This window comes from Microbacterium sp. (genome assembly GCF_047602155.1).
Taxonomy (GTDB): domain Bacteria; phylum Actinomycetota; class Actinomycetes; order Actinomycetales; family Microbacteriaceae; genus Microbacterium.
Genome location: NZ_JASGHZ010000001.1, coordinates 1,305,075 through 1,320,946, shown reverse-complemented (window position 1 = coordinate 1,320,946; position 15,872 = coordinate 1,305,075). Strand labels below are relative to the sequence as shown.

Sequence of the window (15,872 nt, the reverse complement as noted above, 5' to 3'; positions counted from 1 at the left end):
TGCCTCTAGTAATACACGACGCCCAAGAGCACCCGACCAGCAGACCCTCAACCCTCAGGCTCAGGATGGAAGAACGCCTCCCAATCCCCGAACTCCGGAATCGCAAACCAATTCGCCGAAACATCCACGTTACGGAACTCCCGCGTCTCCACATCGGAAGGCTGACCAAACCCACGACGCGTAACCTGGTCTTCTTTCGCGTAACCGTCAGGACGGAACTCCATGTTCACGTGGCCCAGAGACTGTACCCGATCATAAAACCGACTCTCGTCGGGGTATGCGTGCCACGTCATCCCCCCAAGGAAGACCCGGTCCGCATCGCCTTCATAGGGTTGCAGATCTGCTGGTGCGTAGTAAGCACCCCAACTGTACGCCGCCTCAATCGAACCATGCGGCCCCAGCTTGTCGAGTTCCACGCCGTTCGCACGCGGGCACATCTGCAAGTACGCGCGCGGACGATCCTCCCCCGGCTCCAACAACACGATCCCGAACCAATCACTACGATTCACCGCATTCAACGCATACCGAGCAGCCGCCTCCTCGACCGTCAACTCGGTGCTGAACAGCCCCCACCGCTTCTTCGGATGCTCCGGCCCCGCCCCGACCTTGTCGGTATAGATATAACGCTGCGTCATGATGCCTCTAGTTATACATGGTGCCCAGGACATCCCGGATCAGCACCCGCGGCTCCTTACCATTGGCGTGATCGATGATCGCCTGCGGCACTGGACCGTTCTGCACGGGTACCTCCAGTATCGGAGTCCCCCGCAACTCACCTCCGCCGCTGATCGGAGTACCGGGTGCGTACTTGCTCAGTATCTCGTCGATGTAAGATTTCGCGGTCTCCGGTCGAACACTGTCGAGTTGCGTGTTCTTGCGCGAGACGATCTCGTCCCCAGGGAGATACGAGTCCAGCCGCTTGCCGTTGCCGAGCGTGACCTCGTTCTGCGGATAGCGATGGCGGTTCTGGTAGTTGAACTGATCTCCCTCGGCCATGCGTCGACGCCAGAACGGGAGATCCTTGCGATCGAGGCGGTCATTCAGCCACTGCGGATTGAGGCTCCGAACGATCGGAGGATTGCCTGACGGCCCCTCAAACGTGTCGAGGTCGCGCACTCCCGTGCGATCGCCGGTCTTCTTGGTCTTGAGCTTGACGATCACGTCTTTGATCGGACGCAGATTCACCGGCACGTCATCGAGTGCGCGGATGATGGGCCGAACGATGTCTCCCGCATTCCCCATCGCTCAGGCTCCCGTGATGTTCAGGCCGGAAAGATCGGCGCCGAGCCGATCGATCAGCGTCTCGATATCGTCGGCATACATCCCGAGTTCACCCTCGGCCTGCTCCAACGCCTCCAGATCCGCATAGAGCTCGTCCGAATCGCCCACCACCGCCTCAACCATCGGCGCATCCAGCGCCCCCGCGATCCATCCCGGGATCTGTTCGGCCAGCGGCTCGACAACCATCGGCAGCACCTGGTTCAGAGCCTGCTCCACCGCGATGTCCACGGCCGCGTTGAGCAGCTTCTTCTTGAGCAACAGCATCGGCCCGGCACCCACCGCGGTGATCGGGTTCGTCAACATCGCGACCAACACAGCCAGCGTGGACGTGATATCCGCGATCACCTTGACCTTCAGACCCAGCACCACGGCCGCTGCAACATCCATCCCCGGACGCACCGGCTCCATCGCATCCAGCAACCGCTGCAGATTCTGCGAACGATTCGTGTTCCACGCCGCCACGAACGCCGGCCCCGCCTGGCCCCGCATCGCCGCCGCCAGATCACCGTTGACCTTCCGGTCGACCGCCTGCAGACGCCCTTCCAGCTCGTCCCGGAACGTACCGACGATCTCTCCACCCCGACGAAGCTCGTCCTCGTCGATGTCTGGCCAATCGAAGCCGAGCTTCTCCATCACCCAGATCAACTCATCCGGCAACATCATCCCCACGGCGACACCTCCTCAAGAGACTCTAGAGACCCGGGCTTCACACCGCGATGGGGAGAACCACCCATGCGGCGGTACCGCGGCTTCGTACCTCACGCGTGAGTCGTGTCGAACGGCGATCATCGCGGGGTGTTCCGTCACCGCCTCCCTCGTGGCGGTGAAGACGACACGTCGGGAGTCGCCCGGCAAGTCGACCTGCCGAGTGCGGGCTTGCACACCGTCGTACAAGAGGTCGGGGAGTATCGCTACCGCGCTGCCATCTCGATGAGCAGAACGTGCGCCTGGCGTCAGTTTGATGGGTGCTCGGTGCGACCGAATCGACCGGAGAAAGCCGCAGACCGCAATTCGCCGCATCAAGGGCATCCCACAGCAGCGCCGCCGACTCGGTCCGCATAGACATCTACCGCCTCACCGAATGCCCGCTTCGCAAAATACGGATTGCGCACCGCCGTTGCCCAATCATGCCTTCTACGCATACCGAGCCGTTGATCGTCGAGCAGGTCGTGCACGCCGCGCCGACTGGTGCGGCCCGGGGTAGCCGGTAGCCCGAGCGATAAGTCAGGTGTCAGCCGGAGAAGCATGCCCCCGGTGTGGCCAGTGCGCCGACCAGAAGACGATCAGGCCGCCGACGGGAATCGCGAGGATGACGGCACTCCAGATCAGTCTCGCAACGAGGGGGAGTCTGGTCATTCGGACGGCACGAACGACGGAGGCAACGACGAGCCCGAGGTAGAGCAGGCTCGCGACGAGCACCCAGAGATGCGGCCCGCTCAAAGCATCAGCCATGTCACATCGCCACCAGGCACCTCGGTGTACGCGGCGTCGAGAGTGACGCAGGCATTCGCGAGGCTCATGCTCAGGATGCTACTCGCACGCGACCGCGTCCGGCGACGCGTGCGAATACCGGAGCAGCCCGATCTCCCGCAGCGCTGGAACCCTATTGACCGAGTGCGACGTCCGTCCCGGATGCTAACGTGCGACGCATGCGTGCCAGCACCAGGAAGCTGACCGGCCTCACCGCCGGCCTCGTGCTGATTGTGCCGCTGGCCTCGTGCACGGCAACGGCCCCGGCCGACGCGGGGCAGGAGAACACACCTTCCACTACACCTCGTGCGGTTGCGCAGGCGACCGTTCCAAGCACCGCTGCGACCGGCGAAGTTCTTCCCGGCCGCACGCACGTCTGCACCACCGACGCGCGCTACGACGCCTACAAGGTCGACGGCGGGGAATGGCAATGGTCCATGACGGGATCTCGAATGGATGCTGGTCCCGGCGATCACGCGACCTGCACCGCGAACGACGACCTCACCGAGTATGTCGTCGCGCCCGGCGACACGTTCACGGGCATCGGCGAGCGGTTCTGCATCGACTACGTTCAGCTGGCGATGATCAACCGCCGGGATTCTTTCGAGCTCTCCACTGGCGAGACCATCCGCCTGTTCCCCGATGGCCCCGCTGCGGACTACTTCAGCGACCCTGATGCGTGAGCGTGACTGCCGCAAGGGACCGAAACATGAAGCGACTTCTCACGTCCACCGCTGCATTCACGTTGCTCGTCATGCTTACCGGATGCGCCGGGGACGTGAGATCGACGGAATCTGCAGTCACCTCGCCGCAAACCCTCGGATCATCCACAGAACCCCGGTCAGAGCCACCCACCGACATTGCGGCACCGCCTGACGCGGACGTCGTGCTGTCGCCGTCGTGGGTGTTCGATGTGGCCGACGCGCACGAACTCGCACGCCACTCGGAAGTCGTCGTCGATGTCGAAGTGGTATCGGTTGCCGATCGCGGCGTGTTCCTCAGCCCTGGTGACCCCTATCCGTACACCGCCATCCAGGTTCGAGCAGTCGACACGATCAAGGGGAACACAGACAAGGTGCCCGAGTTCAGCGTCTACATCGCGGGCGGCACGGTGACGTTGCAGCAGGTGTTCGAGGCTTCTACGAAAGAGACGAACGAGAAGCGAGGCTTGACCAACCTCACGCAGGCCGAGCGCGAGAAGCTGACCGAGACCTACGCCATCGAGAGGGCGTACGCCACACTCAGCGCGGGAACGCGGTATGTGCTCGCCTTGAATCACGCTGAGGACGGCTCCTACCTCGTGAACGGAGCCGGCTACGGAGTCTTCAGCGTCGACGGAGACAAGATCGTCAACGTCGCCACGACGTCGTCGCACAAGCGCGAGGATCTCGCCGGCTGACCTCGCAGGAACGGCACGACGCGCAGCAGCCCGCTGGTCGTCGAACAAGTCGGCCGCGTCGGGCCGTCCGGTGCTGCCAGCGGGTAGCGGGTAGCAGGTAAGCCGACACGCCGTCGCCGTGGTCGCAGAGTCAGAGCGAGAGATGGACGCGTAGCGCCTCGTCGATCCCGCCCATGAGTTCGGCCGGAACCCAGCCGATCGGCGCCACGATCCGCTCGGCCGCCACGGTGCGTACCTGCTCGGCCTGGGCTTTCGAATCTTGCGGCAGACCGGTTTCGACAGCGGGCAACCGTACCTGAAACGGATGCACGACGTTCACGTTCGACGTCAACGGCACGACGGTGACAGTCCCGCGACCGCTGCGCGACGTGATCGCATTGGCCGCGTTGTTGCTCACGATGACGGCCGGTCGAGTCTTCGCGGCCTCTGACCCCACTGCGGGATCGAGCGATACCGTCACGATCTGTCCGCGTCGCAGCAGCGGGATGGATGCGCCGATCACGCCGACGCGAGTCCGTCCGCGACGGCGGTGTCCCAGGCGGACTCGTCCCACTCGCCATATGCCTCGGCGTACGCATCAGCGAGGCGGCTCTCGCGCAGGAGACGAACGGCATCCTGTACCGCCGCCGACCGGGACGAGTACCGGCCAGAAATGGTCTCACGGTCAAGGAACGCAATGTCGGCGTCATCGAGGCTGAGGCTGACCTTGGCGTGACTCATGGCAACATCCTACTTTCTTGCTACCGACGCTGCTACGGCGTCTGTCACGGGCTCATGGCATCTATCGGCGACTGAACGCGCTACCGCTTGCCGACGATCTGGCGGCTCACGATGTCGCGCATGATCTCGTTCGTGCCGCCGTAGATGCGGTGCACCCGGGCATCGAGGAAGGCGCGGGCGATGGGGTACTCCGTGATGTAGCCGTAGCCGCCGTGCAGCTGCACGCCGACATCCAGCAGCTCCCATTCGCGGTCGGTGGCCCAGAACTTCACCTTCGCCGCTTCCTCGGGAGTGAGCTTCTTGTCCTTGTAGAGCAGCATCGCGCGGTCGATGTACGCCCACATGACATCCACCGTCGTCGCCATGTCTGCCAGGCGGAAGCGGGTGTTCTGGAAATCGGCGATGGGCTGCCCGAACGCCTCCCGGCTCAGGGTGTAGTCGCGCGTCCACACGAACGCCGCCTCGCCGGCCGCGGCGGCGGCGACGCCGATCGACAGGCGCTCCAGCGGCAGGTTCATCATGAGCTGCACGAAGCCCTGGCCCTCGGCTCCGCCGATGAGGTTCTCGTCGGGCACGAACACGTCGGTGAACGACAGTTCGGCGGTATCCCAGCCGTGGAAGCCCATCTTCTCGAGCTTCTTGCTGTGGTCGAAGCCCTCCATCCCGTCCTCGAGGATCAGCAGGCTGAACGCATCCGGCCGGTTCCCCTCACCCGTCTTGACGAACGTGACGACCATGTCGGCCGTCTTGCCCGACGAGATGAACGTCTTCGCCCCGTTGACGAGGTAGCCGCCGTCGACCTTCTTCGCCGTCGTCTTGATGCCGCGCAGGTCGCTGCCGGCCCCCGGCTCGGTCATCGCGAGCGCGCCGAGGATCTCGCCGGTCGCCATCCCGGGCAGCCACTTCTCCTTCTGCGCCGGCGTGCCCATGTGCACGATGTACGGGATGGCGAGGTCGTCCTGGATGCCGAGCGCCCCCGCGAGCGACCCGAGCCCGGCGCCGACGGTCTCCTCCAGCACGATCGCGCGGAAGCGGTAGTCCTGCAGCATGCCGGCGCCGCCGAACTCCTCCGGCACCGACAGCCCGATGATGCCGGCCTCGCCCGCCGCGAGCATCGTCGCGCGGTCGACCTCGCCCGCGGCATCCCACTGCTTGCGCTTGTCTTCGGTGGCGTAGCGCTTGATGAACTCCTTGACGACGTCGCGGAACGCCTCGTGATCCTCGTCGTAGATGTCGCGTTCCATGGTGCGCCGTCCTCTCGTCCTCGAGCCTCGATGGATGCCACGTGGCATCCCACTGTGGCATTGCATCCCAGCATCCATGGTACTGGGTTTCACCGGTGCGTGTCAGTAGTCCGGCGCCGGGGGCAGGCCGAAGAAGTCCTCGAGGGTGTGGAATCCGCCGTCGTGGTACGCCTGGGCGAGCTCGGGGCCGAGGTAGCGGATGTGCCACGGCTCCCACTCGTAGCCGGTCGTGCCGGTGTAGCCGTCTTCGTAGCGGACGATGAAGCCGAACCGCCACGCGTTGGCGGCGACCCAGTCGGCCTGGGTGGTGCCGCCGAAGCCCTCGAGGCCGCTGCATCCGCCGCTGCTGCAGGCCTCGAGGTCGATCGCGAGACCGGTCTGGTGCTCGCTGAAGCCGGCCCGCGCGCTCTGCAGGTCTGCTCCGGCCTCGCCGAGCGAAAGGACGTACCCGTTGTGGATGCGCTGCTGCGAGGAGTACGAGCGATACGTGCTGTTGATGGCGACCTCGCCGGCGCCCTCCGCGACGCTCGCGGCGGCGAGTTGCGCGAGCGCGGCCGCGGCATCGGCGCGCACCGATCCGCCGGACACCTGCCGGATGCCCTCCGGCGTCACGAGCGAATCGGGCACGTAGTCGACCGGGGTGAGCGGACGCTGCTTGTTGACGACGACCCACGTGCGGCGACCCTCCGCGAGGTCGATGCACGGCGCCGTGCCGCCGGCGACCGCCGCGCGCAACGCCGCCGCCCCGCCGAACGCCGCGATCACGTCGGCGTCGGTGCCCCCGGCGATCGCCGCGGCGACGGCGGGGTCGTCGCACGACGCCGCCGTCACCCCGGTCTGCGCCGGGGCCGGGATGGCGGTCGCAGCCGGCGCGTCGGGAAGCGGCGGCGCCTGTTGCGCACCGTCCGTCGTGCGGTGATCGGCGCCGACGTGCGGCCCCGCGAGTGCGGCCGTCACGGCCACGGCGCCGCCCGCCACCAGGACGACTGCGGCGACGACGGCGAACCAGCGCCCGAGCAGCCGCGCCCGGGCGACGCGCGCATGCTGCGCATGCTCACCGGCCGCCGCGGCGTCCGCCGCGCGACGCGCAGCGCGGCGCGACGTCGGGTTCGTCAGCGGGTCGGAGTCCGGCACCCGCCCATTGTCCCCCGCGATCCTCCGGATTCCCCGCTACCGAGACCCCCTCTTGCGTAAGTTTCGTATTTATGTTCTGATATTTGCATGCGCTGGTACGGACAAACAATCGATCGGGAAAATCCCGCTGCGCTGCCCGGACTCGAGCAGATGTCTGGTCTCGTGCGCTCGGTCTCGACGCCGGAGTTTCAGGGCATGACCTTCCACGAGGTGCTCGCGAAGTCTGCGCTGAACCACGTGCCCGCCTCGTCGGCGATGCCCTTCGACTGGACGATCAACCCTTACCGAGGCTGCAGTCATGCCTGTGTTTATTGTTTCGCGCGCAACACGCACACCTACCTCGACCTCGATGCCGGGCATGACTTCGACAGCCAGATCGTCGTGAAGGTCAATGTCGCCGAGGTGCTGCGGCGCGAACTGGCCGCGCCGCAGTGGCAGCGCGAAACCGTCTTCCCTCGGCACCAACACCGACCCGTATCAGCGCGCCGAGGGCAGGTACCGTCTCATGCCGGAGATCATCGCGGCGCTCGCGAGCAGCGGCACGCCGTTCTCGGTGCTGACCAAGGGCACGCTGCTGCGCCGCGATCTGCCGTTGCTGCAGGATGCCGCGGCATCCGTGCCCGTGTCGCTCGCGATGTCGGTCGCGATCTTCGACGACGCGCTGCAGGCGCTCGTCGAGCCCGGCACCCCGCACGCCGCGGCGCGGCTCGACACCGTGCGTGCGGCAACCGAGGCGGGGTTCGGCGTGACGGTGTTCCTCATGCCGATCCTGCCGCACCTGACGGAAGCGCCCGACCAGCTCGACGACGCCGTGCGCCGGATCGCGGATGCCGGGGCCGCGCGCATCGTTTTCGGCGCGCTGCACCTGCGGCCCGGAGCGAAACAGTGGTTCCTCGCGTGGCTGGAACGCGCGCGACCCGAGCTGATGCCGCTGTATCGCGGACTGTATCCGGGCGCCGCCGTGACGGCGCCCGTCGGCTATCGACGTCTGCTCGCCGCCCGCGTGCGGCCGCTGCTGCGGCGCCATGGCCTTGCCGGGCGGCCCGACGAGGACGTCGGACCTCGGCGTGCGCGGCCGAGTCCGATCATCACGACCGCACGCGGCCGCGCCGCCGAGACCCTGTTCTGATCAGGCGTCGGGGGTGGCCAGCTGGCGACCGGCGAGCTCCTCGAGCAGGTCGTCGCCGGGGCGGACGTCTTCGAACGGCGCGTCGATCTCGGCGCGCTCGAGCATCTCGGTCATGCGGCGGCGGCGCTGGCGCGTGATGAGCGTCACGACGGTGCCGCTGCGCCCCGCGCGACCGGTGCGGCCCGAGCGGTGCAGGTACGTCTTGTACTCGTCGGGCGCGTCGGCCTGGATCACGAGATCGATGTCGTCGACATGGATGCCGCGGGCCGCGACATCCGTCGCCACCAGCACGTTGACGCGCCCTGAGGTCAGCCGCTCCAGGTTGCGCGTGCGCTTGGCCTGGTTGAGGTCGCCGTGCAGGGCGACGGCGTGGATGCCCTCGTCGTCGAACTGCTCGGCGAGCATCTCGGCGTAGGCGCGCGTGCGGGCGAAGACGAGCGTTCTGCCGTCGCGGTCGACGAGCGATGCGAGGATGTCGGCCTTGTCGCGGTGGTCGATCACGAGCACGCGGTGCTCGATCGTGCCCGAGTCCTGGTCTTCGCCGGCGACCTCGTAGACGGCCGGCTCGACGAGGAACTCGTCGACGAGGGCCGCGACCTCGCGGTCGAGCGTGGCCGAGAAGAGCAGCTTCTGCGCGCCATCCTCCACGAGGCGGAGGATGCGCTGCATCGGCTCGAGGAAGCCGAGCTCGCTCATGTGGTCGGCCTCGTCGAGCACGACGATGCGCACCTCGGAGAGGTCGAGCTTGCCCTGCTCGATGAGATCCTCGATGCGGCCGGGGGTGCCGATGATGATGTCGACGCCCTTCTTCAGCGCACCCACCTGGCGCGCCTGCGGCACGCCGCCGTAGATCTGCGTCGTGAACAGGCCCACGCTGCGGGCGATCGGCTGAATGGTGCGGTCGATCTGCAGCGCGAGCTCGCGGGTGGGGGCGAGCACGAGCGCCTTCGGCGACCGGCCGAATTCGCGACGCTGACCGGCCTGGCTACGCAGGATCGATTCGACCAGCGGTGCGCCGAACGCGATCGTCTTGCCCGAACCGGTGCGGCCGCGGGCGAGCACGTCCTTGCCCTCGAGAATCGGCGGGACCGTGGCGGCCTGGATCGGGAACGGCGTCTCGGCGCCGAGGTCGGCGAGCGTGCGGACGATGTTGTCGCCGAGCCCGAGGCTGCCGAAGGTCACCCCGGCGACCTCTTCGGCCTGCACGGCCTCGGCCTGCAGCTTCTCGTGCACGACGTCGACGTGCTCCTCGAACGCGCGCGCCTTCGTGTCCGCATTCTCCCCACGCCCCCTCCACGCGTCGCCGGCGCGCCGCGCGGAGCCTCCGGGCGCGTGGGCCCAATCGGAGCGGTTGCCGGCGGAGGGGGCACCGGCCGGACGGCGGTCGCGGTCTCCGTAGCGGTCGCGATCGTCGCGGCGCGGGCGGTCGTCGTAGCTGCGCGCGGGCCGGTCGTCGTAGCCGCGGCGGGTGCCGGACGTTGAGCGAGCCGCAGGCGAGACGAAACGCTCCGTGCGGTTGGCATCACGGTTGGTCGCCGCGTTTCGTCTCGGGCGCTCCGCGCCCTCGCTCAACGACCGAGAGGAGCGCACGCCGTCGCGGGAGGACGAATCGCCGTACTCGCGACGCGGGCGGTCGTCGTCACGACGCGGACGGTCGTCGAACGAGCGGGCGGGGCGGTCGCCGTACTCGCGGCGCGGACGGTCGTCATCGCGACGCGGACGGTCGTCGCGGAACGACGGACGGGCATCACCGAAGGTGCGACGGTCGTCGCGGGGCTGACGTTCGCCGCGGGGCTGGTCGTAGCTGCGAGCCGGGCGGTCGCCGTACGAGCGGGCCGGACGGTCATCGTACGAGCGCGCGGGACGGTCGCCGTACTCCCGGCGCGGACGGTCGTCATCGCGGCGCGGACGGTCGTCGAAGCTGCGGGCGGGACGGTCGTCGCGACGCGGGCGGTCGTCGAACGAGCGGGCAGGACGGTCGCCGTACTCCCGACGCGGACGGTCGTCGAAGCTGCGGGCGGGACGGTCGTCGCGACGCGGGCGGTCGTCGCGCGCGTGGGTCCGGATGCCGCGAGCCTCGTCGCGGCCGGCCCGCTCCTGCGCGGTCCAGCGCTGCTTCTTCGCGGGTGCCTCCGCCGGGGCCTCGGCGGCGCGGTATCCGCGGTGGCCCGGGCTCTTGCTGCCGGGCGTGCCGGCGGACGACTGTCCGGGGCGGCGCTTGGCGTCCTGGTAGGAGGTCTTCTTGCCGTAGCGCGGCTCGAAGTTCTGGGCGCGGCCGCCGGCCGGCTTCTTGTTCTTGGGCATGGGAGTGTCCTTCTGGGTTGTCTCGTGCGAGAACAGCACTCCACTTCGCGCATGCGAGCGCGGCCGCACACGCGGCGAGGAGTTACCCGGACATCCGTCGGCCGGGGGCCATTCACAGTGATGGTCGTCGGAGCGGATTCGCTCCCACCATCGGCCCCCTAGGACTCACAAGGGACTCACACACCCCTCCGCGCACGCGCGGTGTCCAGAGCCGACCACCCCACTGTACCGGTCGAGTCTGTGAACCCGCCCGGCATCCCCACCCGTTCACCGGCATCCCCCCTGCTCACCGGCATCCCCACCTGTTCACCGGCATCCCCACCTGTTCAGTCGCGGCGTTTTGCGAGTGTGTCGGCCGACGACCCGCAAATCGCCGCGACCGAACGGGCGCCGGACGTCACAGCGGGCGCCACAATGGGAGCCATGACCGCAGCACTCGACCCCACCGGCCGGCAATTCGCCCTCATCTCGGCCGACGGCCGCGTCACGGCGACGATCACCCAGGTCGGGGCCGCGCTGCGCGCCCTCACCGTCGCCGGCGTCGGTCTGGTTCCGCCGTATCCCGCCGGCACGGCGACGCCGAGCGCCTCGGGCATCGTGCTCGTGCCGTGGCCCAACCGCGTCCGCGACGGCCGCTGGAACGACGACGGCACGCCGCGCCAGCTCGCCATCACCGAACCCGCGCTCGGCAACGCCTCCCACGGCCTGCTGCGATTCGCGCCCTACGAGCAGGAGACGACACCGCCCGAGACGACGGATGCCGTCACCCTGGTCGCGCGCATCTTCCCGCAGACCGGATACCCCTACCTCCTCGACACCCGCGTGACATATGCCGTGACCGGCATGGGCATCGACGTGACCCACGAGATCACGAATGCCGGCGCGGGAGAGGCACCCGTCGCGGTGGGCGCCCACCCGTTCCTGTTCATCGAGTCCGCACCGACGGCCGAGCTCGTGATCGCGGCATCCGGAGCCACCGCGTTCACGACCGACGCGCAGAAGATCCCCGTCTCGGAAGCCCCCGTCGAGGCGACCAACGACCTGAGGGCGGGCCGGCGCCTGGGCGATCTCGCGCTCGACACCGCCTATACACGGCTCGAGCGCGATCCCGATGGCCGCAGCCGTACGACCCTGACCGCCCCCGACGGTCGCGCGGTCACGCTGTGGCAGAGCGAGGGCTTCGACTACGTACAGGTCTTCACGACCGATCGCTATCCCGGGCAGCCGCTCGCCGTCGCGGTCGAGCCGATGACCGCGCCCGCCGACGCCTTCAACTCCGGGCGGGGACTGCGCCGCCTCGTTCCCGGCGAATCGTGGACTCTGCAGTGGGGAGTCTCGTTCGCGACATCGTGACCCGCGGGGTATGTATCAGCAACCGGCATCGTGCGCAAGAAACAGAATTATCTGAACGCATACAGGTGACTCAAAAATTTTACATTGCGTTCCTCCAGAAATCCCGTAGTGTGGTCCTAGATGAAAGGATTCTAATGACGTTGCACCCCCCGGCAATCGTCGTAGCCGACTCCCCCCGCCCGGCCGACATTGTGTACGAACGGCTCTCGTCCCCCCAGACCGAGATCACCGCACCGGCACTGCGCGGCCTGCTGCTCAGCACCCCCCTTACTGTCGCAGCATGGGCATTCATCATCTGGGTGTCAGTAGGCTCCCCCGGCCTCTGATCCCGCTCTCCTCCCCCCGGAGAACCCACGGGCTCGGGGAGGGTGGCTGACCCGAACAGCTCCCCTCCCCGCCCGATCCCCCGCGCCCCGTCCCCCGCGAAACCTCACAAATGTCGCGCTTTGGCCGGCACAGCACGGCGTGTCGCGGACATTTGCGAGGTTTCGCGGGTAACAGGGGTAACGGGGTGACGGGGGCAGCGGGGCTGAGGCGGATCAGTGGGCGCGCAGCGCCCGGCGCGAGACGGGCGCGGATGCCGCGGCACCCGCATCGGGCGCAGCATCCGGCCCGCCGGCAGAACCGTCCGGGCCCGCATCTGCCGCCGCGTCGCCACCGCGTCGCGCGACGCGGCGCTCACGCGCCCCCTCGACGAGGTTGTACAGGGTCGGCAGCACGAGCAGGGTCAGCACGGTCGACGAGATGAGCCCGCCGATCACGACGATCGCGAGCGGCTGCGAGATGAACCCGCCATGACCGGTGATGCCGAGCGCCATCGGCGTGAGCGCGAAGATCGTCGCGAGCGCCGTCATGAGAATCGGGCGCAGGCGGCGCGCGCCACCGGCGACCGTCGCGTCGTGCGCCGACAGGCCCTTCGACCGGTACTGGTTGACGAGGTCGACGAGCACGATCGCGTTGGTCACGACGATGCCGATGAGCATCAGCACGCCGATCAGCGACGCGACGCCCAGCGGCACCCCGGTCACGATCTGCAGCAGGATGGCACCGGTCGCCGCGAACGGCACCGACACGAGCAGCAGCAGCGGCTGACGCAGCGACTTGAAGGTCGCCACCATGACGATGTAGACGATGAGGATCGCGGCGAGCATCGCGAGACCGAGCTGGCCGAAGGCATCCTGCTGCTGAGTCAGCACGCCGCCGATCGACGCCTTCGCGCCGGTGGGCAGCGCGACGTCTTCGAGCGCCGCCATGACCGTCGCCGACGCGGCGTTGAGGTCGTCGGTCGACGGGCTCACCGTCACGGTCGCGGTGCGGTGCCCGCGCTGGGTCGTGATCGACGTCGGGCCCTGGCTCTGCTCGACGGTCGCGACCGCGTCGAGGCGGATCATGCCGGCCGACGACGGGATCTCCATCGCCCTGAGCTCGTCGATCGTGCCGGGGACGGATGCCGCCTGCAGATACACCGTCAGCGCCGTGCCGTCGATCTCCACCGAGCCGGCGCCGGTGGGCTGCATCGTGTTCGACACGAGGGCGCCCACGGCGCCCTCCGACAGCCCGAGCGCCGCGGCCTTGCCGCGATCGACGGTGACGGCGACGTAGGGCAGCGACGCCGACAGGTTCGAGGTGACCTGGCCGATGTCGTCCTTGCCGTCGAGGGACGTGACGACGGCATCCGTCGCCTGCTGCAGCGCGTCGGCGGAAGGTGCGGTGACGTCGACCTCGATGTCGCTCGAGCCGAAGCCGCCCTGCGCCGCCGAGACCGTGACGGTGCCGACGTCGTCGAGCTGCGCGAGCGCCGCGGTGACGTCGCCCCGGACGGCGAGCTGGTCGGCATCCGGGTCGGTCGTGATGGAGTAGGTGATGCCCCCGGCCCCGCCGCTGAACGCGTCGCGCAGCGCCGAACCGCTCGAGCCGATCGAGGTCTGCACGGTCTCGATGCCGTCGACGCCGAGCAGCACCTTCTCGACCTTCTGGGCCGCGGCATCCTCGGCGTCGAGGCTCGCGGCGGGCGCGACCTGCTGCGTGACGGTGAAGGTGTTCTGGCCGCTGTCGCCGAGGAAGTTGGTCTTCATGAGGGGCGCGGCGGCGATCGTGCCGCCGAGGACGAGCACGGCGAGCAGCAGCGTGACCCAGGAGTGCTTGAGGGTCCAGGTGAGGATCGGCAGATACGCGCGCTGCAGACGGCTCGGCGGCGCTGCCGGGTCTTCGGGGTCGATCGCGTCGCCCTCGGCATCGACGATCGGCATGCCCGGCCGCAGGAACCAGTACGCGAGCACCGGCACGATCGTGAGCGCCACGAACAGCGAGGCGCTCATCGCGATGGTGACGGTCATCGCGAACGGGCGGAACAGCTCGCCGGTCATGTCGCCGACGAACGCGATCGGGAGGAACACGGCGACGGTCGTGATGGTCGACGCCGTGATCGCGGCGGCGACCTCGCGCACGGCGAGGAGGATCGAACGGAGCTTGTCGGCATCCCCCACGTAGTGGCGCTTGATGTTCTCGATCACGACGATGGAGTCGTCGACGACGCGGCCGATCGCGATCGTCAGGGCGCCGAGCGTGAGGATGTTGAGCGAGTAACCGAACGCCTGGATGCCGACGAAGGTGATCAGCACGCTCGTCGGGATCGAGATCGCCGTGACGAGCGTCGAACGCACCGACAGCAGGAACACGAGGATCACGAGGACGGCGAACACGAGGCCGAGCAGGCCCTCCTGCGCGAGCGATTCGATGGACTGCTGGATGTAGGGCGCCTGGTCGAACACGACGGTGAAGGTGACGTCTTCGCCGATCGCCTTCTGCAGCTCGGGCAGCAGGGCGGTGACGCCGCGGCTGACGTCGACGGTGTTGGCGGACGGGAGCTTCGTGATCGAGAGGGTCAGGGCGGGTTCGCCGCCTACGCGTGAGATCGACGTGACGGGGTCTTGGCCGAGTGCGACGGTCGCGACGTCGGCGATCGTGAGGGCGCCGGATGCCGCCTGCTCCGGCGTCGACGGCACGAGCGGCAGCGCGGCGATCTCGTCGACCGAGGCGAGCCCCACGCCGGTCTGCACCGTGAGCGACTGGTCGCCCTCGGTCACCGATCCTCCGGGGAAGAGGATGCCGTTCTGTGTCAGCGCATCGGTGATGGCGGCCTGGGTGAAGCCGGCGGCGGCGAGTTTTCCGGCATCCGGGGTGATCGTGACGCGCTGACCCTGACCGCCGACGATCGCGACGGCGCTGACCCCGGCGACGTCCTCGAGGTCGGGTACGACGCTCGCCTCGAGCTGCGCCTGGATCGTCTGCTCGTCGGAGTAGCCGGTGACGGCGAGCGCGATCACCGGGAAGTCGTCGATCGAGAACGAGATGACGTTCGGGTCGACGCCGTCGGGCAGGGTCGACTTGATGCGGTTGATCGCCTGCAGGATCTTCTGCTCGGCCGTCGCGAGGTCGGTGCCGTACGTGAACGACGCCTGGATGATCGAGGCGTTGGTCGTGCTCGTCGCCGTCGTCGACTCGAGCCCCGGGATGCCCTGGATCGACGTCTCGATCGGCGTCGAGACGTCGTTGTTCACGACGTCGGGCGAGGCGCCCGGGTAGGTCGAGACGATCGACAGCTGCGGGAACTCGATCGAGGGGATGAGCTCCTGCTTGAGGCTCGTCAGCGCGAGGCCGCCGAAGACGGCGGCGACGATCGTGATGAGCGCGATGAGCGCACGGTTGCGCAGGCTCAGGACGGCGAGGTTCGACACGGATGACCTCTTGCTGTGTGGTGGATTCGATACAGAGCTGTATCCGGTTCATTGTCGCATGCACCCGCCGGGCCGCCGACAGGGGGATAACCCGACGGTTG

General features: G+C 68.1%; 12 protein-coding genes and 1 pseudogene. 4 read left to right on the top strand and 9 right to left on the bottom strand.

The features are described from left to right. Window positions 1–47: 47 nt before the first annotated feature. From QM720_RS06205 to QM720_RS06195, 3 genes are read right to left on the bottom strand one after another with little or no spacing between them, the layout of a single operon-like run. Entirely contained in the window at window positions 48–635 is a 588-nt protein-coding gene (locus QM720_RS06205) for a hypothetical protein (RefSeq protein ID WP_415125271.1), read from the bottom strand. Between the two features lie 7 nt (window positions 636–642). Next, on the bottom strand, window positions 643–1,242 hold the full coding sequence (locus tag QM720_RS06200; RefSeq protein WP_415125270.1) for a hypothetical protein: 600 nt from the start codon (window positions 1,240–1,242) through the stop codon (window positions 643–645). A 3-nt stretch (window positions 1,243–1,245) separates the two neighbouring features. After that, entirely contained in the window at window positions 1,246–1,944 is a 699-nt protein-coding gene (locus tag QM720_RS06195; protein WP_415127829.1) for a hypothetical protein, read from the bottom strand. 986 nt (window positions 1,945–2,930) lie between these two features. Here QM720_RS06195 and QM720_RS06190 point away from each other — a divergent pair. Beyond that, entirely contained in the window at window positions 2,931–3,434 is a 504-nt protein-coding gene (locus QM720_RS06190) for a hypothetical protein (RefSeq protein ID WP_415125269.1), read from the top strand. A gap of 203 nt (window positions 3,435–3,637) precedes the next feature. After that, the gene (locus QM720_RS06185) at window positions 3,638–4,150 is read left to right on the top strand and encodes a hypothetical protein (protein ID WP_415125268.1); all 513 of its coding nucleotides are present in this window, start codon (window positions 3,638–3,640) and stop codon (window positions 4,148–4,150) included. A gap of 130 nt (window positions 4,151–4,280) precedes the next feature. Here the strand turns inward: QM720_RS06185 and QM720_RS06180 are convergent, their stop codons facing one another. The 4 genes from QM720_RS06180 to QM720_RS06165 form a co-directional block, all read right to left on the bottom strand. Next, window positions 4,281–4,652, bottom strand: a complete 372-nt coding sequence (locus tag QM720_RS06180; RefSeq protein ID WP_415125267.1) for a type II toxin-antitoxin system PemK/MazF family toxin — start codon at window positions 4,650–4,652, stop codon at window positions 4,281–4,283. Beyond that, window positions 4,649–4,870, bottom strand: coding sequence for a ribbon-helix-helix domain-containing protein (locus tag QM720_RS06175; RefSeq protein ID WP_415125266.1), 222 nt, complete (start codon window positions 4,868–4,870; stop codon window positions 4,649–4,651). The genes QM720_RS06180 and QM720_RS06175 overlap by 4 nt, the downstream gene beginning before the upstream one ends. Before the next feature lie 80 nt (window positions 4,871–4,950). Next, the gene (locus QM720_RS06170) at window positions 4,951–6,114 is read right to left on the bottom strand and encodes an acyl-CoA dehydrogenase family protein (RefSeq protein WP_415125265.1); all 1,164 of its coding nucleotides are present in this window, start codon (window positions 6,112–6,114) and stop codon (window positions 4,951–4,953) included. A gap of 102 nt (window positions 6,115–6,216) precedes the next feature. Further along, complete coding sequence (locus tag QM720_RS06165) at window positions 6,217–7,248, bottom strand: M15 family metallopeptidase (protein WP_415125264.1); 1,032 nt, start codon at window positions 7,246–7,248, stop codon at window positions 6,217–6,219. 87 nt (window positions 7,249–7,335) lie between these two features. Here QM720_RS06165 and QM720_RS06160 point away from each other — a divergent pair. Further along, window positions 7,336–8,377, top strand: a pseudogene (locus QM720_RS06160) (Rv2578c family radical SAM protein). Here QM720_RS06160 and QM720_RS06155 read toward each other — a convergent pair. Beyond that, complete coding sequence (locus tag QM720_RS06155) at window positions 8,378–10,681, bottom strand: DEAD/DEAH box helicase (protein WP_415125263.1); 2,304 nt, start codon at window positions 10,679–10,681, stop codon at window positions 8,378–8,380. 423 nt (window positions 10,682–11,104) lie between these two features. Here QM720_RS06155 and QM720_RS06150 point away from each other — a divergent pair, with 423 nt between their 5' ends. After that, window positions 11,105–12,034, top strand: coding sequence for an aldose 1-epimerase family protein (locus QM720_RS06150; protein ID WP_415125262.1), 930 nt, complete (start codon window positions 11,105–11,107; stop codon window positions 12,032–12,034). Window positions 12,035–12,573: 539 nt separating this feature from the next. Here QM720_RS06150 and QM720_RS06145 read toward each other — a convergent pair. Beyond that, the gene (locus QM720_RS06145) at window positions 12,574–15,771 is read right to left on the bottom strand and encodes an efflux RND transporter permease subunit (RefSeq protein WP_415125261.1); all 3,198 of its coding nucleotides are present in this window, start codon (window positions 15,769–15,771) and stop codon (window positions 12,574–12,576) included. Window positions 15,772–15,872: the final 101 nt, after the last annotated feature.